Origin of the sequence: Agrobacterium sp. ST15.16.055 (genome assembly GCF_027956555.1) — a bacterium.
GTDB lineage: Bacteria > Pseudomonadota > Alphaproteobacteria > Rhizobiales > Rhizobiaceae > Agrobacterium > Agrobacterium salinitolerans.
Window position 1 is genome coordinate 252,546 of the sequence record NZ_JAQKGN010000003.1, and the last position, 22,858, is coordinate 275,403.

A 22,858-nucleotide genomic window follows, 5' to 3' on the forward strand; every position below is an offset into this window, starting at 1 on the left:
ACTGTCGTGCAAAGGCCTCAACCGGCGACCATGGTGCCGGCGGCTCTCGCATTGCTACGCCCGCATGGCCTCAGTTGGCAAGAACCCGCTGCGACGGAAAGGTAATTTCCACCAGCGTGCCTTCATTCGGCGTGGAGGTGATGGAGAAATTCGCCCGGTTGGCGTCCACCATGGCTTTGGTCAGCGGCAGGCCGAGTCCGGTGCCGTCACCGCGTACACGCTTGCCGGACGAAGCCACTTGCCGGAACGGCTTCATCGCCTGTTCCAGTTCCGCCCGGGTCATGCCGATGCCGGTGTCGCGAATGCGCAGCGACACGCTGCCATTGGCCTCATAGGCGGTGGACACCACGATCTGGCCGCCGGAAGGCGTGAAGCGGATGGCGTTGGACAGGATGTTCAGCACGATCTGCTTGATCGAACGCAGGTCGGCGACGATTTGCGGCACGGATTGCGCAAGCGCGGTGCGGATGATGACGCGCTGGTTATTGGCCTGCGGCTGCACCAGCGAGACCGCCTCGGCCACCGTTTCATTAAGCGGCACGGCAATGAAATCCACATCCATCTGCCCGGCCTCGATCTTGGAGATATCGAGCAGATCGTTGACGATGTCGAGCACATGCCGGCCCGAACGGCCGATATCATTGGCATATTCCACATAACGCGGATTGCCGATCGGCCCGAAACGCTCGGTCGCCATCATGTCGGAGAAACCGATGATGGCGTTGAGCGGCGTGCGGATTTCATGGCTGACGCGCGCCAGGAAATCAGTCTTGTGGGCATTGGCGGTTTCCGCAGCCCGCTTGGCGTTGCGCAGTTCTTCTTCCGTGCGCTTCCACTGGGTGATATCGCGGATAACCACGCAATAGCCATGCGAGGATTTTAGCCGGCCGATGGTCATGAACAGCGGCAGGAAGCCGCCGGAGGCTTCGCGGCCGATCACTTCGCGGCCGTCGTTCAGCACGCTGGCGACACCGTTATTGGCAAGGCCGGAGAGATAATCCAGCACGGCGCGCTGGCTCTCATGGGCAAAGAGGGTGACGAAAGGCTTGCCGGCGATTTCAGCATTGTCATAGTTGAACAGCGCGCTGGCGGAACGGTTGAGCGAGCGGATTTCGCCTTCGTCTCCCAGAAGCACAACCCCGTCGGTGGCTGTTTCCAGAATGGAATGCAGCTCCTCCACTTCCCCCTGCAACAGGGAGAGGCTGCCTGCTTCCGCACCTTCGGCGTCGCCAGTGGCAATATTTTCGTTGGCTGCTGCAACCGGCGCCTGCTTTTCCTCAAGCGGCACCAAAGACAGCATCAGCGCCTTGGTCTCTTCCCAGCGGATAGACTGCAACCGCGCCTTGACGGGAATGATGTCGTTTTCGGCGCTCACGACCACCATGCCGCCTTCATTGTCCGGCATTTCTTCCAGCTCCTGCCGCTGCAGCAGCGCTTCCAGACCCCCCACCTCTTCGAGTTCGTCGAGAGAACCATAGCCTGTCAAGCGCAGGAAATCCGGATTGGCGTGGATCAGCCTGTCGCCGGCATGCACCAGAAGCGCCACGGGCATCTGGTCCAGCGTCTCGGCCGTCAAGGCATTCGCGGGGTGAACGGATGGGCTGACCATGGCGGCGGCAATATCGGCAGCCGGCCGCTCGTCAGCCGCAGGTTCCTGCTTTTCGTCGGAACCGCTTTCATCCGCGGGTGCACGAATGGCCGCAGGCTGCTCGCCACGAACATAATCGGCGAAAAGATCGTCTTCCTCCGCTGGCTCGGTTTTATTGCCGTCATTTTCCGTTTCGGAGGGCGCGCTTTCCGAAGCATCCGCATCGATATCCCGCTGGATATCCTGCATGATCGGCTCAGCGGAGATGGCCTCCTCATCCGTTTCCCGGTCTTCTTCGCAAGCAGCATCCGCCGGCGCAAGGGCTCTGCCGATTTCGCGGAAGGCGGCCTGCTCGCCTGCGGTCAGCCCCTCGCGGGAGCGCGAGCGGCGCTCCTCCAGATGGACGACCTTGTCGGAATAGGCCGGTTCCAGAGCGGGCGCCGCAACCGGCGCTTCGAATTCCGGCGGGGTATAATCATGGTGCTGTTCTTCTGCCGAAACCACGTCCGATGCACCATCCGCCGCATCGGCTTGCGTTACCGGGGCCTCATCATCAGCGATGGAACTTGCGTCTTGCGCCGCGTCGTCATCCTCATCGATAAAAGCCAGCAATTCGTGGCTTTCATCCTCGATGGCGTGCTGCGGCAGGGCTTCCGCCGGATCTGCCTCTTCGCCGTTGAGGAAGGTCAGGCCGGTGGCATGCGGGTCTTCGGCGGCGTCGGCAAGCCGCACGATGCCGAAACCGCGGAAACCGTCGAATTCGCGGGAGCGCGTATAGGTGGGCAGGGCGGCAAGATCGATCGGCACCATCAGCGATGTGCCTTCCACCGGCCAGTAGATCGTCTTGCCCGACCATGTGTCGCGTCGGCCGAGAAGCTCGCGGATCTTGCCGTCGGGATCGAGATTGAACAGGGCCGCGACATCGGCAAAGCCCATGCCTTCAACGGCAGCCGCCTTGGCGCCCACCGCCTCCGCGAATTCATGCGAGATCGAACTGAAGCGTCCTTCCGCATCGATTTTCCAGACGAAACGGGAAGCGCGCGCACCGGCATTGAAAACAAAAGGCTGCGCTTCTGCGCCAGCGCCGACATCCGTCTCTTCGGTCTCCGTTTCCGCCGCTACCTCCTCATGCGCCGCAGGAGCAGCTTCTGACGGCGCGGTTTCGACGATTTCATCGTAAGCAACTGCGTTTTCTTCGGCCCGGGCTTCTTCGGCAGGGGCATCGGCGATTGCCCGCTCGGTTAAGGGCGCTTCTGCTTCATCCTCATCGAGTTCGAAAAGATCGGCGATGTCGTCCGTCATCGCCACATTCGCAGCGGTGTCGGCGTCCTGCGCGGAAAGCGCCGCCGGGGTTTCCGTTTCGTCTTCCGGCAGGGACAGGACGCTGCCGTCATCCTGCTGCGCTGGCGCTTCTTCTTCGGGATCGACCGGCAGTTCCTGTACCTCTTCCACATCCTTGATGCCGGCAACAGCGTCGAGCACGGAATCGAAGGAGGTTGCAGCGGCAACAGTCTTGGCCTCCGCAACCGGCAGGGCTGGCGCTTCCTGCGGCCTGTCTTCGAAAAAACCATTGACGGGATCGAGTGTTCCCAGCGCGGTTTCGACCACGAACATTAGGTTCAGTTCGGGCGATGTCGCGATCTGGCCGGTGGCCGCGGGCAGATAACCCTTGCCGGTCGGCACCGGCCGCTTGACGAGATGGCCGGGCTGTCCGGCCGCCATCTTCACCAGCGTCCGCGCTGTGTGGGGCGTAATACCGAGAGAAGAAAAGCCGGGGGAAGCAGCGACAATCTCGTTCTCGCCGTTCAGAACCGCCATATGGATATCGGGGTCGTCGAACCCTTCGATCATGCGCCGGGCGCATTCCGCCGTGTCGGGTGCGGCCTGATCGGTGAGGGCGGAAAACAGGATGGCGGGCTGGCCGGGTTCGGCCTCGATGACTTCCGCGCGCGCGGTAACGGCAAGGCTGCGGAAACCCGAGGTGATGCGAATGGTAAACGGCAGGCTGTCGCCCGCTTTGGAAAGCCGCGCCGCCGCGGCCGCCAGTTGCCGGAAGGTCACGTCCTGCGGTTTCGGGCCCTGTTCCAGAAAATCATAGACCATCGGCGTGCCAAACAGCGCCGCACCCCGGCCATTGGCCCAAAGGGCGTTTTTAAGGTCGAGCGAGAACAACGCCATGGCCTCGCCGCGCCCGAAACCGTCACGCACCCGTTCATGTACTGCGATATCGATAAAGGGATACTGGACGGCGGGCATGTCGAAACCTATTCTGGCACTACCGGACCTCGCGGGCTTTCGGCTTCCTCATGAAGCTCTAAACGTAAACCCGCCGAGGCATCACGTTAACAGAATTTTAAATAACTTCACAGGGCGATCCGGTCCACCATCCGCCGGATGAATCGCCAAATAGAGTTAACGTCAACAGGCCGCCGCGGCCTCTTAGTGACAATCCGGCCCATTGAAAAGAGCTTGCCTTTCTTCGCCTTTTTTCGCAAAATTCGAACAGGCACTTGCAAATGGGCAAAACACCTTTTATGTCACCCCCCGTGACGCCGCTTCGGCGTTTCATGTGCGGTTGTAGCTCAGTTGGTTAGAGCGCAGGTTTGTGGCACCTGAGGTCGGTGGTTCGACCCCACTCAACCGTACCATTCCCCTCTCCCAGTAAGTTTATATGTCACAAGGACTTACCGGGAGAGGGGAGTATTTTCTCCACATTGGTGCCCTTTCATGACTTGTGGGTGTCCGCGCAAGGCCCGGCGACGAGCTGACCTGCCTTCCGATTTCGAAAGCATCCGGAAATCATAGCCGCGATCGTGACGATGCTCGCCCAGCCTTGGCGAGGCATCAGCCCTTCCCACAAGACGCCTGCCAAAAACCATTTGGCTAAAATCGCTTGCGCTGGTATTGTCGGCCCAACGAAACCTTATGAAAGCCAGCAGCATAGCGTCTACGCTTGTGCGCGGCGAAATGGACAAGACAGTGATCGACCCCGGAAACGGCCCAAAGCCGTCGGAACAAGGGGCGTCGGTGGCGAACAAAGGGAAAGCGAAGCGATCCCGTCGTGGCAAGAAACACAAGCGTGACGGTCAGCCCCGTGACGCTGCTGTGCTGTCGCATGATGTTGCCGCAGATGTTCCGGCCGGTTCCTCCTACGTATCGGCTCTTGAGCCGGATGCCGAGCCGCGCAAGAGAAAGCGTCGCAGGCGCTCTCGCGGCAAGGGTGCTTCACAGCAGGCTGCCCCAGCTTCCACCGTGCAGGCGCAGGGTTCAGCTGCAACAGATGCTGCCAATCCATCCTCCGTGCCGCCGGGCGCAGGGCGAAAGTCGCGCCACCGCAAGCGTGGTCATCGCGATCCACAGGGTCGTCCGCTGGTTCCCACCCATGCGCCGAAACACGTTGGCAAGCAGAACGGCCGGGCAGGAGGGGTCGGGCAGGACCCGCATCGACAATCCGAACTATCCGCCCGCCATGCCGGTCGCCAGCACGAGCATGGCCAGGAGCCGCCGGCGGATATGTATGCGGCGCTCGATCTCGGCACCAATAATTGCCGGCTTCTAATCGCGCAGCCGACGAGGCCCGGCCAGTTTCGGGTCGTCGACGCCTTTTCGCGCATCGTCCGGCTGGGCGAGGGGCTGGTGTCGAGCGGCCGGCTTTCCGACGACGCCATGGATCGAGCTGTCGAGGCGCTGAAAGTCTGCTCCGCGAAGCTTTCCGGTCGTCCGATCAGGCGCATGCGGCTCATTGCCACCGAGGCCTGCCGCGCTGCGTCGAATGGCGAGGAGTTTCTGGCGCGAGTTACGCGGGAGACGGGACTGAAGCTCGAAATTATCAGCCGCGAGACTGAAGCTCGCCTTGCGGTGTCCGGCTGCGCCTCGCTTGTCGGGCGTGAAGCGCGCTCTGTCGTGCTGTTCGATATTGGTGGCGGATCGTCGGAAATCGCCGTTATCAAGGTCGGGGAAAATCGCTCGAACCGGCTCGCCAATCACATCACCCACTGGACCTCGTTGCCGGTCGGTGTCGTCACGCTTTCGGAACGTCATGGCGGGCGCGATGTGACGCCGGATGTTTTCGCCGCCATGGTGGGGGAAGTCGAAGGGCTGCTCGACGCCTTCCACTGCCCGCCTCTCGCGCCGCAGACCCATCACGAGGATTTTCACCTGATCGGGACCTCGGGCACCGTGACGACGCTTGCCGGCGTCCATCTCGATCTGCCACGCTATGACCGCCGCAAGGTGGATGGCCTCTGGCTTTCCGATGCCGAGGTGACAGCCATGCAGGACAAGCTTCTGGCATGGGATTTCGCGGGCCGCGCTGCCAATGCCTGTATCGGGCCTGACAGGGCCGATCTGGTTCTGGCCGGCTGCGCCATCCTTGAGGCCATTCGCCGCCGCTGGCCGGCGCGGCGCATGCGCGTGGCGGATCGCGGCCTTCGCGAAGGCCTGCTGACGGATATGATGGCGGATGACGGCGCATGGCGGCGCAACCGGATAAGGCGCATGCAGATGGCACGGCAGGACAGGACGGAAGGTTTGACATGAGCAAGGCGCCGACAAGCAACAATCGCACCGGCCGCAAGATCGGCCAGAAGGTCAAGAAGACCAAGCTAAAGGCCTCGTCGCGCCGCTGGCTGGAACGTCATATCAATGACCCTTATGTGCAGCGCGCCAGGCTTGAGGGCTATCGCGCCCGCGCCGCCTTCAAGCTGTTGGAAATCAACGACAAGCATGAGATTCTGAAGGGCGCACGCCGCATCATCGATCTTGGCGCCGCACCCGGCAGCTGGTCGCAGATCGCCTCCAAGGTGACGGATTCGACAGAAGATGACATTCGCGTTGCGGCCATCGATTTCCTCGAGATCGATCCTATTCCCGGCGTGAAAATCCTGCAGCTGGACTTCCTCGATCCGAGCGCGCCGGAAAAGCTGATGGAGGCCGTCGGCGGTACGCCTGATCTGGTGCTGTCGGATATGGCCGCGCCCACCACCGGGCACCAGAAGACCGACCACATCCGCACCATGCATCTGTGCGAAGTCGCGGCCGATTTTGCCGTTCAGGTGCTGGCGGAGGGCGGGCACTTCCTTGCCAAGACCTTCCAGGGCGGCACGGAAAAGCAGCTGCTGGACATGCTCAAGAAGAACTTCAAGCAGGTCTTGCATATCAAACCGGCCTCGTCACGTTCGGAGTCGGTGGAAATGTTCCTGCTTGCCAAACACTTCAAGGGCCGCAAGAACGCGCCGCAGGTCGATGTGGAGGCCGGAGAGGCTTCCGAAGACTAGCGCATCGGACAGAAAGCCATATTCGATTTTTGTCCGTCCTTTGTGCGCCCAAACGGGCGCACGGCGCTTTAATCACTCCGCCGGTTGCGAGACCTTGCCGCGGTGGCCGGAGACGGCCGCCCCGGCATTGCCGTCCATGCGGATGATCGGCACGATGGCGAACAGCGATACCAGTGCGACGATAGTGAAAGCGATGTGGAAATCGGCGAGCTGCAGGTGCGTGCCGGACATCGTGCTGCTGACTTCCAGAATGGAGGCGGCGAAAGCCACGCCCAGCGCGAGGCTGATCTGCTGCAACACCGACGCCATCGAGGTCGCCTGGCTGGCCTGCCTGTCCTCGATATCGGAATAGCTGAGCGCATTCGACCCGGTGAAGAAGAAGGACCGGGCAAATCCTGCCGTCACCAGAAAGACCATGATGAGCGGATAAGGCGTTTCCGGGGTGAAGAAGCTGTTGGCAAGCGTCGTGCAGGCACCGACGATGCCGGCCCCGATCAGCGTCGAGCGAAATCCGGTTGCCGCAAACACTCGCTTGGCCATGAATTTCGTGGTGATCGCGCCGATTGCGCCGGCAAAGGTGATCATGCCCGACTGGAACGGGTTCAGCCCGAAACCGATCTGCAGCATCAGCGGCATCAGGAAGGGTATGGCGCCCGTGGAAATGCGGAAAACGGTGCCGCCGACGGAAGCCGCCCGGAAGGTCGCGTTCTGAAAGATGCGAAAATCCAGAATGGGGGCAGGGTGCCGTGCGGCGTGGCGCAGATAAAGAAAACCGCAGATGAAACCGATGATGGTCGAGGCGATGCCGATTGCCGGCGGCAGCGCGGGCAGGCTGACGACGGAGAGGCCGAACACCACGCCGGAGGCGGCAATGCCTGAAAGCACGAAGCCCTTACCGTCCATCGGCGGCGGATTTGTCGTTTCGATTTCCGGCAGGAAGATCGTCGACAGCCAGATGCCAATGATACCGATCGGCACGTTGATGAGGAAAATCCAGTGCCATGAAAAATAGGTGGTAATGAAACCGCCGATGGGCGGTCCGGTGAGCGGTCCGACGAGCCCGGGGATCGTCAGCAGCGCCATGGCGGAGACGAGTTCGCTGCGCTTGGTCGTGCGCAAAAGCACGAGACGTCCGACGGGTGTCATCATGGCCCCGCCCATGCCCTGCAGGAAACGCGACAGCACGAATTCGAACACCGAGGACGACACCGCGCAGCAGATCGACCCCACCACAAAAACGCCGATGGCGAAACGGAAGATTTTCTTCGCGCCATATTTGTCGGCCATCCAGCCGCTGATGGGAATGAAGATCGCCAGCGCCACCATATAGGCCGTCAATGCGAGCTTGAGCGTGATCGGGCCGACATGAAGATCGGCGGCAATTGCCGGCAGCGAGGTGGCGATGACGGTGGAGTCCATCTGCTCCATAAAGAGAGCGACTGCCAGGATGAGTGGAATGATGCGGTTCATTGAGGCTGCCTGCGGCTTTCCGCTGCGACAAAGGATATCGCCGTTCCTCCTACGCCTGATAACCCGGCTTGCCAACACGTTAATTATCAATTTCTCAAGTTCCGATCAAACCTGCGTGAGGCCGGTTTTCTTGCAACTTTCTCGCTCTATTGTCCGTTGGGTGAGTTCAGTTGGCAATCACGGCCAGTTGGCGATATCGGGAGTAAGATAATGACCAAATCCTTCAGCATGAGCAGACGTGGCCTCATCGGTGCGGCGGGCGCAAGCGTTCTCGGTGCGCCAATTTTGATGGTGCGCAACGCAAATGCCCAGACCAGCCAGCCGCAGACTTCCATGGAGATAGAACACGCGATGCCACCTGAAACCAACCGCTTCAAGCTCGGCAATTTCGAAGTGCTGGTGGTGAAGGATGGCGCACGCGCGGCCCCCAATCCCGGCGAGACCTTCGGTACGGATCAATCGCCCGAGACGGTTGGAAAATTGCTGGAAGACAATTTTCTGCCGAAAGAGCAATTCGTCAATTCCTTCTCGCCGGTCCTCGTCAATACCGGCACCGATCTCGTGCTGTTCGATACCGGTTTCGGTGAAGCCGGGCGCGGTGCGGGCAATGGCCGGTTGATCGAGGGCATGGCGGCCGCCGGTTATACTCCAGAAGATGTGACCGTGGTGGTGCTGACCCACATGCATGGCGATCATATTGGCGGGCTGATGGAGAAGGGCGTACCGGCTTTTTCTAAGGCCCGCTATGTGTTCGGCCAGGTGGAATATGATTTCTGGACAGACGACAAGCGCGTCGGCACGCCGGCGGAAGGCGGTCACAAGGGCGTTCTTACAAACGTCAAGCCGCTGGCGGAAAAGGCGAGCTTCATTGGCGACGGCGCCAGCGTCGTATCCGGGATTACCGGCGTGGCGGCCTTCGGTCACTCACCGGGGCACATGATCTTCCGTGTCGAATCGGAAGGCAAACAACTCATCCTGACGGCGGATACCGCCAACCATTTCGTCCTTTCCCTGCAAAAGCCAGACTGGGAGGTGAAGTTCGACATGGACAAGGCGGCAGCCGCTGCGACCCGCAAGAAGGTCTATGACATGATCGCCACTGACCGCTTGCCTTTCCTTGGGTATCACATGCCTTTCCCGGCGGTCGGTTACGCGGAAAAGCTGGATACGGGTTATCGCTTCGTGCCGAAATCCTATCAGTTCGACATCTAATGCATGTCGCGCAAAAGTGTTCAGCGGTTTTGCGATAACGACATGCATAAAAACAAGCAGTTATAGCGCGTCGTGTGGGGCAAGGACCCACACGACGCGCTATAACGTCTGCTGCAATGCAGCAACAAAGAAAGCCCGGAAGGCAATTCCGGGTTTTTTCTATTCCCTTCCTGTCATGAACGTGTTACCAGCCCTCGCCAACTTCCAAGCAATCCTTGCAGGGCGCCGGGGTGAACTTTTCGTTCCGGAACGGCCACGCATTTTCAGTATGAAGGAATTTGGTCATGGCACGCATCATTCAAACACCCACTGGTTTGGACGCTCTCACATTTGACGATGTGTTGCTGCAACCCGGACATTCCGAGGTTATGCCGGGACAGACGAATATCGCCACCCGCATTGCCCGCGATATCGATCTGAACCTGCCTATCCTCTCTTCCGCCATGGATACGGTGACCGAAGGCCGTCTTGCCATCGCCATGGCCCAGGCCGGCGGCATCGGCGTCATCCACCGCAACCTGACCCCCATCGAACAGGCCGAAGAAGTCCGGCAGGTGAAGAAGTTCGAAAGCGGTATGGTCGTCAACCCGGTCACCATCGGCCCGGATGCGACGCTTGCAGAAGCACAGGCCTTGATGAAGGCGCACGGCATTTCCGGTATTCCGGTGGTTGAAAACGGCGGGTCCGGCGGCCACAAGAACGGTCGCCTCGTCGGCATTCTGACCAACCGCGACGTGCGCTTCGCCTCCGATCCGCAGCAGAAGATCTATGAGCTGATGACCCGCGAAAATCTGGTCACGGTCAAGGAAAGCAGCGTCGATCAGCAGGAAGCGCGCCGCCTGCTGCACAAGCACCGCATCGAAAAGCTGCTGGTGGTGGATGGAAAAGGCAATTGCGTCGGCCTCATCACCGTCAAGGATATCGAGAAGTCGCAGTTGAACCCCAACGCCACCAAGGATGCGCAGGGCCGTCTTCGAGCTGCCGCTGCCATCAGCGTTGGTGCCGATGCCATCGAGCGCGCGGAGCGCCTCATCGATGCCGGCGTCGACCTTCTGGTCGTGGATACCGCGCACGGCCATTCGCAGCGCGTGCTCGATGCCGTTTCAGTGGTTAAGAAGATGTCGAACTCGGTTCGCATCATCGCCGGCAATGTCGCGACAGCCGACGGCACCAAGGCGCTGATCGATGCCGGCGCCGATGGCGTCAAGGTCGGTATCGGCCCCGGCTCCATCTGCACCACCCGCATCGTCGCCGGCGTCGGCGTTCCGCAGCTTGCGGCCATCATGTCGTCGGTCGAAGTCGCCAATGCGGCTGATATTCCTGTTATCGCCGATGGCGGCATCAAGTTCTCGGGCGATCTGGCCAAGGCAATCGCCGCCGGGGCTTCCGCCGTCATGATCGGCTCGCTGCTTGCCGGCACGGATGAAAGCCCGGGCGAAGTGTTCCTGTATCAGGGCCGTTCCTTCAAGGCCTATCGCGGCATGGGCTCTGTCGGTGCCATGGCCCGCGGTTCGGCAGACCGCTATTTCCAGGCGGAAGTGCGCGACACGCTGAAGCTCGTGCCTGAAGGCATCGAAGGTCAGGTTCCCTACAAGGGCCCGGTTTCCGGCGTGCTGCACCAGCTGGCCGGTGGCCTGAAGGCCGCCATGGGTTATGTCGGCGGCAGCAACATCAAGGAATTCCAGGAACGCGCCACCTTCGTTCGCATCTCCAGCGCGGGCCTGCGCGAAAGCCACGCCCATGACGTGACGATCACCCGCGAAAGCCCGAACTACCCCGGCGCGGTTTGATCTTTCGAGGCGAATCCGTAAAAGGATACTAAGTATTTGGCGCTCCCCGATTCATGCCGGATCGGGGAGCGTTTTGATGATTGGAGAAGAAAGCATGTCACCCACGACCGCAATGTTCTGGCCGATGATCGCCCATGTCTTTCTGGTCTTCTGGCTTTACGCGCTCCTGATCGTCCGGCGTAACAAATACACCTTCAAGGATCGCGAATCCGCGATCAAGCTGCGCGACCGCGGCGAGGAAGCGCGCGAAAGCTATCTGGTGAACCGCAATATCGCCAACCAGTTCGAGCTGCCGGTCCTGTTCCACATTGCGTGCCTGCTACTTTACATCACGGATGCGGACAATATCGTCACCGTCGTTCTGGCATGGCTGTTCGTGCTCTCGCGTTATGCTCATTCCTATGTCCATGTCACCAGCAATCGCCTGCGTCAACGCGGCGCGTTGTTCGGCATCGGCTTTGCGCTGGTCGTCTGCCTGTGGGCATGGCTCGCCATATGGTTGGCACTGGAATAAATCAGCACCGTGAGGTTGCCTCATAAGTGAGACAATCCCGCCTTGCAAAATGCTCCGATTTGCGATGGGTCAATTCCATGACGCCCCATCCCCGCTAATCTCCGCTTGCCGTCGAGGATTTCTGGCGGACAGAGATTAGGGAGTATGTCATGACTAAGACAATGAAGGCGGCGGTTGTCCGCGCATTTGGAAAACCGCTGACCATTGAGGAAGTGGCGATACCGGATCCCGGTCCCGGTGAGATTCTCATCAACTACAAGGCGACGGGCATTTGCCATACCGACCTGCACGCCGCAACGGGTGACTGGCCGGTCAAGCCCAATCCGCCCTTCATTCCCGGCCACGAAGGTGTGGGTTACGTCGCCAAGATCGGCGCTGGCGTCACCGGCATCAAGGAAGGCGACCGTGCCGGAACGCCCTGGCTCTACACCGCTTGCGGATGCTGCATTCCCTGCCGCACGGGCTGGGAAACGCTGTGCCCAAGCCAGAAGAATTCCGGCTATTCCGTCAATGGAAGCTTTGCTGAATATGGCCTTGCCGATCCGAAATTCGTTGGCCGCCTGCCGGATAATCTCGATTTCGGCCCGGCTGCACCGGTGCTCTGCGCCGGCGTTACCGTCTATAAGGGGCTGAAGGAAACCGAGGTCAGGCCCGGTGAGTGGGTGGTCATTTCAGGCATTGGCGGGCTTGGCCACATGGCCGTGCAATATGCCAAGGCCATGGGCATGCATGTCGTTGCCGCCGATATTTTCGATGACAAGCTGGCGCTTGCGAAAAAGCTCGGAGCCGATGTCGTCGTCAATGGTCGCGCGCCTGACGCGGTGGAGCAGGTGCAGAAGGCGACCGGCGGCGTCCACGGCGCGCTGGTGACGGCGGTGTCGCCAAAGGCCATGGAGCAGGCCTACGGCTTCCTGCGCTCCAAGGGCACCATGGCGCTTGTCGGCCTGCCGCCGGGCTTCATCTCCATTCCGGTTTTCGACACGGTGCTGAAGCGCATCACGGTACGCGGTTCCATCGTTGGCACACGGCAGGATCTGGAGGAGGCGCTGACCTTTGCCGGCGAAGGCAAGGTGGCCGCCCACTTCTCGTGGGACAAGCTCGAAAACATCAATGACATCTTCCACCGCATGGAAGAGGGCAAGATTGACGGCCGTATTGTCGTGGATCTCGCCGCCTGATGTGAAAAACCGGAGGGGGCGCTCACGCAAATGTGTGGCGCCGCTCGCCCCCGCCTCGTTCCCCGCCCTGCGATCTGCGCTATCTTTCCGCATCCGCGCGTTCAAGGAGGATAGAGCGATGGACAAGCCCAAGATCACGCAGGCCATGATCGACGCTTACGATGAATATACCCATCTCAGCCTCGACCGCCGCAAATTCATGGAAAAGCTCACCGTGCTGGCCGGGTCAGGTGCTGCGGCCGCGGCCATCGCCCCGCTTCTTTCGGCCAACAGCGCCCATGCGGCGGTCATCGCGGCCGATGACGACAGGATCGTTGCCGAAGAGGTGACCTATCCCGCCCCCGGCGGTGAGATAAAGGGTTACCTCGTTACGCCGAAATCCGCTTCCGGTCCCATCGGCTCAGTTATCGTCATCCACGAAAACCGCGGCTTGAACGATCATATTCGTGACGTGGCAAGACGGGTGGCGCTCGCCGGTTTCCGGGCGCTTGCGGTCGATTTCCTCTCACCGCAGGGCGGCACGCCCGCCGATGAGGAGAAGGCGCGGCAGATGTTCAGCGGTCTCGACATGGATGCGACCGTCGACAATGCCGAAGCGGGCCGGGTATGGCTTGCGGCGCGGCAGGGGGCGAATGGCAAGGTCGGTGCTGTCGGTTTCTGCTGGGGCGGCGGGCTGGTCAACCGTTTCGCCACCAAATCGGCAGGCCTGAATGCCGGCGTCGCCTATTACGGCCAGCAGGCCCCGGCGGCCGATGTACCTGCCATCAAGGCGCCGCTGCTTTTGCACTATGCGGGTCTCGATGAGCGCATCAATGCCGGCATCGACGCCTATAAGAAGGCGCTGGAGGAAAACGGCAAGACCTTCGAAATCTTCGTTTACGACGGCGTCAACCATGCTTTCAATAATGACACGTCCTCGGCTCGTTATGACAAGGCGGCGGCTGATCTTGCTTGGGAGCGGACGGTGGAGTTTTTCAAAAAATATCTGGGGTGATGGTTTTTTTGTCGTGCATCGTCTGCGAACCGGATGTGCGTGGGGCTTTACCCCCCTCTGCCCTGCCGGGCATCTCCCCCTCAAGGGGGGAGATCGGCAAGAGGCTCTCTTGTCGCTTCATTCTCAAGCTTCAAGATGGACGAGACATCGCCGCAGATCGATCTCCCCCCTTGAGGGGGAGATGCCCGGCAGGGCAGAGGGGGGTAAAGCCCCGCATACCCTCGATCCGTTGATCTAAACGCCGCCAGCCCCACGCTTCAAATGCTCATCCAGCCTCGGCATGATTTCCACGAAGTTACACGGCAGATGACGATAGTCGAGCTGCGCCTTGAGAATACCGTCCCACGCATCCTTGCAAGCCCCCGGTGACCCCGGCAGCACGAAGATGAAGGTGGCGTTCGCCACGCCACCGGTCGCACGTGACTGGATGGTGGCGGTGCCGATCTTCTCATAGGAAATGCGATGGAAAAGTGCGGAAAACCCGTCCATGCGTTTTTCGAACAGTGGCTCCAGTGCCTCGGGCGTCACGTCGCGGCCGGTAAAGCCGGTGCCGCCGGTCGTGATGACCACGTCCACGCCTTCAGACAAAGTCCATTCGCGCACCGTGTCTGCGATCGCCGTCTTATCGTCAGGCACGATGGCGCGGGCCGCGAGCCTGTGGCCCGCTTCTTCCAGCCTTGCGACGAGCGTGTCGCCGGACTTGTCGTTCTCCAGCGTGCGGCTGTCCGAAACAGTCAGAACCGCAATGCCAAGGGGAATGAAGGGTCTATCGCCTGCCATGGCCTTATCCTCGAAATATCCGGCCCTCAAATGGTCCGCGTTGCGTGAAAATACCAGCCGGGACGTTTTTTCCGAAGCGATGTTTCCGCGTTTTTGGCGGCATCGAAGGAATGAAAAATCCCGAAACAGGTTGCCCCGGAACCGGACATGCGAACAAGGGCCGCCCCTTCTTCAGACAGCAGCCCGGTTATCTCCGCGATTTCCGGCAGCAACGCCTGTGCCGGCGGCTGAAGATCGTTACGGCTTTGGGCAAGAAAATCCATCCAGCCAATCGTCGCAGGGTCGGGCAGCGGCGGATTGGTCTTGTTCTGCAATCGCCGGAAAATCTCCGGCGTCGAAACCGCTTTCAGCGGATTGGCCATAACAATGGATAGTTCCGGCAGATCAGTGAGCGGTTCGATGTCCTCGCCGATGCCGCGAGCGATCAAGGATCGGCTCTCAAGGCACATCGGCACATCCGCGCCGAGCGTCAATGCCATTGGTGCAAGCGTATCCGGTGCGATAGCGGCACGCCAGTGCCGCAAAAGCCCCCGCAGTGTCGCCGCCGCATCCGCCGAGCCGCCGCCTATGCCGGAAGCCACCGGCAGGTTCTTTTCAAGATGAATGGCAACCGGGGGTGCCGGTTGACCTGTCGATGCGAGCGCATCGCGCAACAGGTCCCTGGCGCGGGTGACGAGGTTATCGCCGCCATCGCCCGCACGCAAAAGATCGCCGAAGGGGCCGGAGATGGAGAAACTGTCGGCATCGGCGTTGCAAATACGGATAGTGTCGCCGGCTTCGGTAAAGGTCACCAGCGTTTCGAGCAGGTGATACCCATCCGCTCGCTGGCCGGTCACATGCAGCGCCAGATTGATCTTGGCCGGGGCCGCCTCGATGGTCTCAGCGGCCCCGGAAACCTCATGCCCGCGCATGCGGCGTCAGGATTTCTTGTCCGGAGTGGCAGCCGGTGCCGGTGCCGGAGGAGCCGGCGGCTGTGGCGTGACTTCCTTCTTGGCGGTATTTTCGGCATCCTTTTCGACAGGCGGCAGGCCGTTGGCGATCTTTTCCTTCACCTTGGCCTTGTCCACGTCGTCGCTGTCGCCGATCAATGCGCGGTTCCACTGATAGACCGCCTCGATCTTGCGGCCGACCCGCCAGTAGGCGTCGCCCAGATGGTCGTTGATGGTGGGATCGCCAGCTTTCAGTTCGATCGCCCGTTCCAGCTCGGTCACGGCTTCATCGAAATCGCCAAGGCGATAATGCGCCCAGCCGAGAGAATCGACAATATAGCCGTCATTCGGCCGAAGCTCGACGGCACGGCTGATCATCTTCATGCCTTCATCGAGATTGATGCCCTTGTCCACCCAGGAATAACCCAGATAGTTCAGAACCTGCGGCTGTTCCGGGTTCAGTTCCAGCGCCCGCTTGAAATTCGGTTCTGCCTTGTCCCATTCCTTCAGCCGTTCATAGGCGATGCCGCGCTGGAAGAAGATGGACCAGTCGGATTTCTGCGGCACGGAACCGATGACCTCGATGGCCTTGTCGTAGTTCTCGGCCATTGCCTTGTAGTCCTTGGCGTCGGAAAGCACGCTGCCATAGGCGAGATAGGAACGGATGTCCTTCGGGTCGGATTCGAGCAGCGATTTGAGATGCTTGCGCGCCTCATCCACCTTGCCCGTCTGCGCGAGCGTCAGTCCGAGCTGCAGCTCGGAGATGCGATACATCGGCGAATCCTTCGGCACCTCGCGATAGAAGGCAATGGCGCGGTCAGGCTGTTTCAGCGCTTCTGAAAGGCCGCCGAGAAGGATGAGCGTATCCGGGCTTTTCGGATCGAGCGCGCGCGACGTCTGCAGATAAAGCGTCACGATCTCTTCGGCGCCTTCGCGGTTCAGCGCGCCGGCGATGGAGAACATGACGCTGGCGGCGCCCTCCACGGCATTGGTGATCTGCTGTTCCGGCTTCTCACCGTTTTCGATGGACTGGCGAAGCGCCTTCAGCGGCGCGTAATTCGGCGCGAAAGTGTCCCCGACCGCAATCGCATCTAGCGCCTTCTGCTTGTTGCCGGCGGAAGCCTCCAGCCGGGCAAGCGCCATCACCGCGCGCATATAGGTATCGGAGGCGGTTGCCCCGCCTTCGCGGTCCGTCACCGCTTCGTTGAGGCTTTTGCGGGCCGCTTCATTGTTGCCGGAAACAAGGGCGATGGCCGCCGCATTATATTTCTGGAAGATCGAAATCCAGCCCGGGCCCTTCATATTATTGACCAGAGCCAGCGCTTCCTTCGGCTTGCCGGAACCGGCGCGCGCCCATGCCGTCAAAAGCGTATTGACCATGCGGTCGAGATCGTTCGGACCGTTATATTTCAGAATTTTCTCGGCCTTGGCGAATTCCTTGTCCTTGATGGCGTCGAGACCGCGCACGATGGTCGTCACGCGCTCCACCGAGGTATCGTCCTTCATCGAATCGGCGATCTTCGCGCCAGCCTCGAAATTGCCGCTCAAAAGTTCGGCGATCATCAGCCGCTGGCGGATTTCCGTATTGGCTGGATCGAATTCCAGCGCCTTTTTATAAAGCGAAATCGCGGTGGGATAATCTTGATCGACATCGGCATTGCGCCCGGCGAGGAAGGCGCCGGAGAAGGTGTTCACCTTGGCCGGATCGAACGTAACAGCCTTGTTTTCCGGTGTCGCCTTCGCCTCCGCAAAGCCGGGGCTTGCACCCGCGCCGATTGCGAGAGCAGCGGCAAGAGCCGCGCTGCAGAGAAGACGGAGTGCTGGTTTACGCCGCATGAGGGAACCTTTGCCTTTGTGCAGAAGCACGGAAAAATCAGTTTCCATTGTTGGTCACGATAGAATGGCTTTTTTGAAGCAGCCCCGCAAGAAATTATGGCCCCGGCCACAATCACGCCTTGCGAAGAAGCTGGCCTGGAACATTGGGCGGACGGTCTTTTCCATCCGCCATTCGTCCGGCCTGCGGCGTCAGTTCAGACGCTCGATGCAGAAGTCGATCACTTCCAGAAGCGCATCTTTCCAGGGGCTCTGCGGCAGGGGCGCCAGCGCGTCGCGGGCAATGGTGCCGTAATGCGTGGCGCGGCCGATCGTGTCGCCAAGACCGTTATATTTGGTGATCAGGCCAAGCGCCTTTTCGAGGTTCGCGTCGCTGCTTTCGCCCTTTTCGATTGCCGTGCGCCAGAAAGCGCGCTCATCCTGCGTGCCGCGACGATAGGAGAGGATGACCGGCAGGGTGATCTTGCCTTCGCGGAAGTCGTCACCGGTATTTTTGCCGAGATCGGCGGACTTTCCGCCGTAGTCAAGGACATCGTCGACCAGCTGGAAGGCGAGGCCGAGATTCATGCCGTAGGATTTCAGCGCGCTGCGGGTCGCCTTGTCGGTCTTGGCGACGATGGGGCCGACTTCCGCCGCCGCCGCAAAAAGGGCGGCCGTTTTGGCGCGAATCACCTGCAGATAATCGTCTTCGGTGGTTTCCATGTTCTTGGCGACCGAAAGCTGCAACACCTCGCCTTCGGCAATCACCGAGGCGGCTGTGGACAGCACGTCGAGCGCATCCAGCGAACCGACATGCACCATCATGCGGAACGCCTGACCGAGCAGGAAGTCGCCGACGAGAACGCTCGCCTGGTTGCCCCAGATGGTGCGGGCGGTGGATTTGCCGCGGCGCAGATCGCTTTCATCCACCACATCGTCATGCAGAAGCGTGGCCGTGTGCATGAACTCCACGCTGGTGGCGAGCTTGATGTGGTGATCGCCCTCGTAACCGAACATTGAGGCCGAGGCGAGCGTCAGCATTGGCCGCAGGCGCTTGCCGCCGGACGAGATGAGGTGGTTGGCTACCTCGGGTATCATCTGGACATCGGAACCGGCCTTGGAAAGGATAAGCTGGTTCACCCGTTCCATGTCAGGACGGGTCAGATCGACAAGCGGCTTGACGGATGCGAGTTTGTTTTTGCTTTCTTCAAGCGGTATGACGACGCCCAAGGGACAGGACTCCAGTTCGAATTTGAAGTCGACAATAAAAACTGACGCCTTGCGCGGCAAGGGGCGAATTGCCGCTAGCCATTCAAAAAGATGGGAATTTAAGGTCTATCCATGCGTGAACTGATCCGAACCAACGACGCCGTGCTGCTCTCCTTCGCTGAAAGCCTGATGAGGGATGCCGGCATCCATTGCCTCATCGCCGATCAGGCGATGAGCATTCTGGAGGGATCGCTCGGTCTTTTGCCGCGCAGGTTTCTGGTGGAGGAAGATCGGGCCGACCAGGCCCGCCGCATTCTCATTGATGCCGGGCTCGGCGACGAGCTGCGCAACGAAGAGGCGTGAACGGCGGTGAGCGACGGCATTTCCGAAACCATCGACGCCTTTCACCGGGGTCGCTTTCACATCGTTCAGCCGAAGGGCAGGGGGCACAGGGCGGGTATGGATGCCATGCTTCTGGCCTCGCTGGTGGCGGATGACCGCGCCTGCCGGATCGCCGATCTCGGCGCGGGTGCGGGTGCGGCCGGCATGGCGGTTGCGGCGCGGCTCGAAAAGGCGCAGGTGACGCTCTATGAACGCTCGCCGGAAATGGTTCAATTTGCTCGCCGCAGCCTCGAATTGCCCGAGAATGCCGCGTTTTCCGCGCGGGTGAATGTGTGCGAGGCGGATGTGACGCTGCGTGCGAAAGCGCGTGTCGCGGCCGGATTGCCCGACGATCATTTCCATCACGTCATCATGAACCCGCCCTATAATGATGCGGGCGACCGTCGCACGCCGGACGCCCTGAAAGCCGAAGCGCACGCCATGACCGATGGCCTGTTCGAAGACTGGATCAGGACGGCGGGCGCGATCATGGTGCCGGGCGGGCAGCTTTCCCTGATTTCAAGGCCGCAATCGGTGGCGGAGATTATCGCCGCCTGCGGCAGCCGTTTCGGCGGCCTCGAAATCACCCTCATCCACCCGCGCCCTGGCGAGGACGCGGTGCGCATGCTCGTCACCGCCATCAAGGGTTCGCGAGCGCGGCTGTCCTTCCGCGCGCCGCTCATCATGCATGAGACCGGCAGCCATGCCTTCACCCCCTTCGTCGATGACCTGAACAATGGCCGCACCGCCTATTCGCGTAATGTAAGGGCAATCCGGACCGCGTCATAAATATCGCCGTTCCGCCGGCCGCAAACCATTGTGTTTTCCGGGGCGATACATACATCCCTGACGAACGGATAAATGCTGCGAGGATTGAGTAGTGGGTTTTCTGAAGTATCTGGTGCCGAAACGCTTTCGTAAAAAAGAGCTCGTCATCCCGGTTGTGCGCATGCAGGGCGCAATCATGGCCGGCGGCAACCAGTTCCGCCCCGCCCTCAATCTCGCTTCCTATGCGCCGCTTCTGGAAAAGGCCTTCGCCGTCAAGGATGCGCCGGCTATCGCCATTTCGCTCAATTCGCCCGGCGGTTCGCCGGTGCAGGCGCGGATGATCTATAACCGCATCCGCCAGCTCGCCGAGGAAAAGGAAAAGAAAGTCCTGATCTTCGTGGAGGATGTTGCAGCCTCCGGCGGTTACATGATCGCGCTTGCCGGCGATGAGATCATCGCCGATCCCACTTCCATCGTCGGTTCTATCGGCGTCGTTTCCGGCGGTTTCGGTTTTCCGGAAATGCTGAAGAAGATCGGCGTGGAGCGCCGTGTCTATACGGCGGGCGAGAACAAGGTCATCCTCGATCCCTTTCAGCCGGAAAAGGAAGGCGATATCGACTACCTGAAGTCGTTGCAGGTCGAGATCCACAATGTCTTCATCGATATGGTCAAGATGCGCCGCGGCTCGAAGCTGAAGGGCGATGAGACGATCTTCTCCGGCCTGTTCTGGACCGGCATGCGCGGCCTGGACCTCGGCCTGATCGACGGGCTTGGCGACATGCGGGAAGTTCTGCGCCGCCGTTACGGGACAAAGGTCAAGCTTCAACTCGTCAGCGGCGGGCGTTCGCTGTTCGGCAAAAAAGTGCCTGGCGTGAATGCGGCACTCGGCCTCAATGCCGAAAGGCTCGCGGCAGGCGCCGTCTCGGGTCTTGCGGAGGTTGCCGAAGAAAAGGCATTGTGGTCGCGTTTCGGTCTATGATGTCGCGGGAATAGGGCCTTATGGCGCAGCTCATTACAATTATTCTTCTGGTGGTCGGATCCGTCATCCTTTACCGCCGCTTCGTTCGCGATGCGGAAAAGCTGTCGGCGAAATCCAAGCAGCGCGAAAAGGAACGCGAAACCGGCGCCATCGGCACGCTGATCAAGGACCCCGAAACCGGTGAATACCGCGTGAAGCGTGAGGATGAGACGTAAGCCGGTGTCTCCACGCATAAATCCTTGACCCCCAAGCCATGCCGTGGCACCAGTCCGCATCCGAAGTAAGTCACTGCTTACTTATCCTCCTAACGCCGCGATGACTGAAATGACCGATATTCCCGACCATATGAACCCCAAGCGTTCCTTTCAGGCACTGATCCTGACGCTGCACAATTACTGGGCCGACAAGGGCTGCGCGGTGTTGCAGCCTTACGATATGGAAGTGGGCGCTGGTACGTTTCATCCGGCAACGACGCTGCGCGCGCTGGGCCCGAAGCCGTGGAAGGCCGCTTATGTGCAGCCGTCGCGCCGGCCTTCCGATGGTCGTTATGGTGAAAACCCCAACCGTTTGCAGCATTATTACCAGTATCAGGTCATTCTGAAGCCCAACCCGTCCAACCTTCAGGAACTCTATCTCGGTTCGCTGAAGGCCATCGGTCTCGATCCGCTGTTGCATGACGTGCGCTTCGTCGAAGACGACTGGGAAAGCCCGACGCTCGGCGCCTGGGGTCTCGGCTGGGAATGCTGGTGTGACGGCATGGAAGTCTCGCAATTCACCTACTTCCAGCAGGTCTGCGGCATCGAATGCTCGCCTGTCGCCGGTGAACTGACCTATGGTCTGGAGCGTCTGGCCATGTATGTTCAGGGCGTCGACAATGTCTATGACCTGAACTTCAACGGTCGCGAGGGCGAAGAGAAGATTTCCTATGGCGACGTCTTCCTGCAAGCCGAGCAGGAATATTCCCGCCACAACTTCGAATTTGCCGATACCGCCATGCTGCATCGCCATTTCATCGACGCCGAAAAGGAATGCCAGGCGCTTCTCGCCGCCGGTGCGCCGGGTGATAACGATAATCAGCGCCTGCACAAATGCGTGTTCCCGGCCTATGACCAGTGCATCAAGGCCAGCCATGTTTTCAACCTTCTGGATGCGCGCGGCGTAATTTCGGTCACGGAACGCCAGAGCTATATCCTGCGCGTGCGCACGCTGGCGAAAGCCTGCGGCGAAGCCTTCCTGCTGACGGATGCGGGCGGGGTGAACTGGAACAGGGCCGCCTGAACGTCTATGTAAGGCGGGGCAACAGTCTAACGTGCGGACGCCACCATGGTGTCCGCGCCTCTTGAGGAGGGGTCGGGAATGTTCATCACGCTGGCAATCATCGCGGCAATCGCGCTCTATGTCGTCTTCATCTATAACGGCCTCGTCAAGGCGCGGCAGATGAAGGAAGAGGCGTGGTCGGGCATTGACGTGCAGTTGAAGCGCCGCGCCGATCTCATTCCCAATCTCATCGAGACCGTGAAGGGCTACGCGGCGCATGAGAAAAGCACCTTCGAGGAGGTGATTGCCATGCGCAACCGGGCGCAGGCCGTGCCGGCGGGTGATGTCGAAGGCCGCGCCCAGGCGGAAGGCCTGCTGTCGCAGGCGCTCGGCAAACTCTTTGCGCTCGCCGAAGCCTATCCCGATCTGAAGGCCAATACGAACTTTCTGGAATTGCAGCGGTCGCTGGAAACCATCGAGGGCGAACTCCAGATGTCGCGCCGTTATTATAATGGCGCCGCGCGCGATCTGAACGTCAAGGTGGAAAGCTTCCCGTCCAATCTGGTGGCGGGCCAGTTCGGTTTTGCCAAGGCGCCCTATTTCGAGATCGAAAACCCGGCCGACCGCGCCGTGCCGACGGTGAAATTCTAAGCTCACTGTTCTTCCGGCGGCTTAAAACCACCCGTTCAAATTCCGATAATCCGGCTCTTCGCCGCATTCT

19 protein-coding genes and 1 tRNA gene are annotated in these 22,858 nt (G+C 60.5%); 14 read left to right on the forward strand and 6 right to left on the reverse strand.

Translation table 11 applies throughout. The annotated features are described in order from the left end of the window. Positions 1 to 70: 70 nt before the first annotated feature. Complete coding sequence (locus tag PL599_RS07250) at positions 71 to 3,844, reverse strand: ATP-binding protein (protein WP_269823323.1); 3,774 nt, start codon at positions 3,842 to 3,844, stop codon at positions 71 to 73. Between the two features lie 315 nt (positions 3,845 to 4,159). Between PL599_RS07250 and PL599_RS07255 the strand changes: the two genes are divergently transcribed. The 3 genes from PL599_RS07255 to PL599_RS07265 all read left to right on the forward strand — a co-directional run bounded on the left by PL599_RS07255 (position 4,160) and on the right by PL599_RS07265 (position 6,864). Continuing rightward, positions 4,160 to 4,236, forward strand: a tRNA-His gene (locus tag PL599_RS07255). Positions 4,237 to 4,513: 277 nt separating this feature from the next. Further along, the gene (locus PL599_RS07260) at positions 4,514 to 6,127 is read left to right on the forward strand and encodes a Ppx/GppA phosphatase family protein (protein WP_162520467.1); all 1,614 of its coding nucleotides are present in this window, start codon (positions 4,514 to 4,516) and stop codon (positions 6,125 to 6,127) included. Next, positions 6,124 to 6,864 (forward strand): RlmE family RNA methyltransferase, encoded by a 741-nt coding sequence (locus PL599_RS07265; protein ID WP_191217058.1) that lies wholly within the window; start codon positions 6,124 to 6,126, stop codon positions 6,862 to 6,864. The genes PL599_RS07260 and PL599_RS07265 overlap by 4 nt, the downstream gene beginning before the upstream one ends. A 72-nt stretch (positions 6,865 to 6,936) precedes the next feature. On the opposite strand, the gene PL599_RS07270 is transcribed toward PL599_RS07265, so the two are convergent. Beyond that, positions 6,937 to 8,334 (reverse strand): MDR family MFS transporter, encoded by a 1,398-nt coding sequence (locus PL599_RS07270; protein WP_271358947.1) that lies wholly within the window; start codon positions 8,332 to 8,334, stop codon positions 6,937 to 6,939. A 210-nt stretch (positions 8,335 to 8,544) separates the two neighbouring features. Here PL599_RS07270 and PL599_RS07275 point away from each other — a divergent pair, with 210 nt between their 5' ends. From PL599_RS07275 to PL599_RS07295, 5 genes are all read left to right on the forward strand, one after another. After that, the gene (locus tag PL599_RS07275) at positions 8,545 to 9,546 is read left to right on the forward strand and encodes an MBL fold metallo-hydrolase (protein ID WP_170985445.1); all 1,002 of its coding nucleotides are present in this window, start codon (positions 8,545 to 8,547) and stop codon (positions 9,544 to 9,546) included. 284 nt (positions 9,547 to 9,830) lie between these two features. After that, a complete protein-coding gene (gene guaB, locus PL599_RS07280; RefSeq protein ID WP_020812622.1) occupies positions 9,831 to 11,336 on the forward strand; it encodes an IMP dehydrogenase in 1,506 nt (501 codons plus the stop codon). A 112-nt stretch (positions 11,337 to 11,448) separates the two neighbouring features. Beyond that, a complete protein-coding gene (locus tag PL599_RS07285) occupies positions 11,449 to 11,850 on the forward strand; it encodes an MAPEG family protein (RefSeq protein WP_162520487.1) in 402 nt (133 codons plus the stop codon). Between the two features lie 149 nt (positions 11,851 to 11,999). Further along, positions 12,000 to 13,028, forward strand: coding sequence for an alcohol dehydrogenase AdhP (gene adhP, locus PL599_RS07290; RefSeq protein WP_077983357.1), 1,029 nt, complete (start codon positions 12,000 to 12,002; stop codon positions 13,026 to 13,028). 118 nt (positions 13,029 to 13,146) lie between these two features. Next, positions 13,147 to 14,022 (forward strand): dienelactone hydrolase family protein, encoded by an 876-nt coding sequence (locus tag PL599_RS07295; RefSeq protein WP_271358948.1) that lies wholly within the window; start codon positions 13,147 to 13,149, stop codon positions 14,020 to 14,022. Positions 14,023 to 14,256: 234 nt separating this feature from the next. Here the strand turns inward: PL599_RS07295 and moaB are convergent, their stop codons facing one another. From moaB to PL599_RS07315, 4 genes are all read right to left on the reverse strand, one after another. After that, the gene (gene moaB, locus PL599_RS07300) at positions 14,257 to 14,802 is read right to left on the reverse strand and encodes a molybdenum cofactor biosynthesis protein B (RefSeq protein WP_269833345.1); all 546 of its coding nucleotides are present in this window, start codon (positions 14,800 to 14,802) and stop codon (positions 14,257 to 14,259) included. Positions 14,803 to 14,828: 26 nt separating this feature from the next. Beyond that, a complete protein-coding gene (locus PL599_RS07305; protein ID WP_271358949.1) occupies positions 14,829 to 15,713 on the reverse strand; it encodes a 4-(cytidine 5'-diphospho)-2-C-methyl-D-erythritol kinase in 885 nt (294 codons plus the stop codon). A gap of 6 nt (positions 15,714 to 15,719) precedes the next feature. Next, positions 15,720 to 17,615, reverse strand: coding sequence for a tetratricopeptide repeat protein (locus PL599_RS07310; RefSeq protein WP_271358950.1), 1,896 nt, complete (start codon positions 17,613 to 17,615; stop codon positions 15,720 to 15,722). A gap of 141 nt (positions 17,616 to 17,756) precedes the next feature. Next, a complete protein-coding gene (locus PL599_RS07315) occupies positions 17,757 to 18,773 on the reverse strand; it encodes a polyprenyl synthetase family protein (protein WP_271358951.1) in 1,017 nt (338 codons plus the stop codon). Positions 18,774 to 18,884: 111 nt separating this feature from the next. Between PL599_RS07315 and PL599_RS07320 the strand changes: the two genes are divergently transcribed. The 6 genes from PL599_RS07320 to PL599_RS07345 all read left to right on the forward strand — a co-directional run bounded on the left by PL599_RS07320 (position 18,885) and on the right by PL599_RS07345 (position 22,788). Further along, a complete protein-coding gene (locus tag PL599_RS07320; protein WP_020813603.1) occupies positions 18,885 to 19,115 on the forward strand; it encodes a putative signal transducing protein in 231 nt (76 codons plus the stop codon). Between the two features lie 6 nt (positions 19,116 to 19,121). Further along, positions 19,122 to 19,922, forward strand: a complete 801-nt coding sequence (locus tag PL599_RS07325) for a tRNA1(Val) (adenine(37)-N6)-methyltransferase (protein ID WP_271358954.1) — start codon at positions 19,122 to 19,124, stop codon at positions 19,920 to 19,922. A 91-nt stretch (positions 19,923 to 20,013) separates the two neighbouring features. Next, complete coding sequence (locus tag PL599_RS07330; protein WP_162520471.1) at positions 20,014 to 20,880, forward strand: S49 family peptidase; 867 nt, start codon at positions 20,014 to 20,016, stop codon at positions 20,878 to 20,880. A 20-nt stretch (positions 20,881 to 20,900) separates the two neighbouring features. Next, a complete protein-coding gene (locus PL599_RS07335) occupies positions 20,901 to 21,095 on the forward strand; it encodes an NfeD family protein (protein WP_003503256.1) in 195 nt (64 codons plus the stop codon). Between the two features lie 130 nt (positions 21,096 to 21,225). Further along, entirely contained in the window at positions 21,226 to 22,158 is a 933-nt protein-coding gene (locus tag PL599_RS07340; RefSeq protein ID WP_077767818.1) for a glycine--tRNA ligase subunit alpha, read from the forward strand. A gap of 78 nt (positions 22,159 to 22,236) precedes the next feature. After that, positions 22,237 to 22,788: a LemA family protein gene (locus tag PL599_RS07345; protein ID WP_020010489.1), complete on the forward strand. Its 552-nt coding sequence runs from the start codon at positions 22,237 to 22,239 to the stop codon at positions 22,786 to 22,788. Positions 22,789 to 22,858 lie beyond the last annotated feature (70 nt).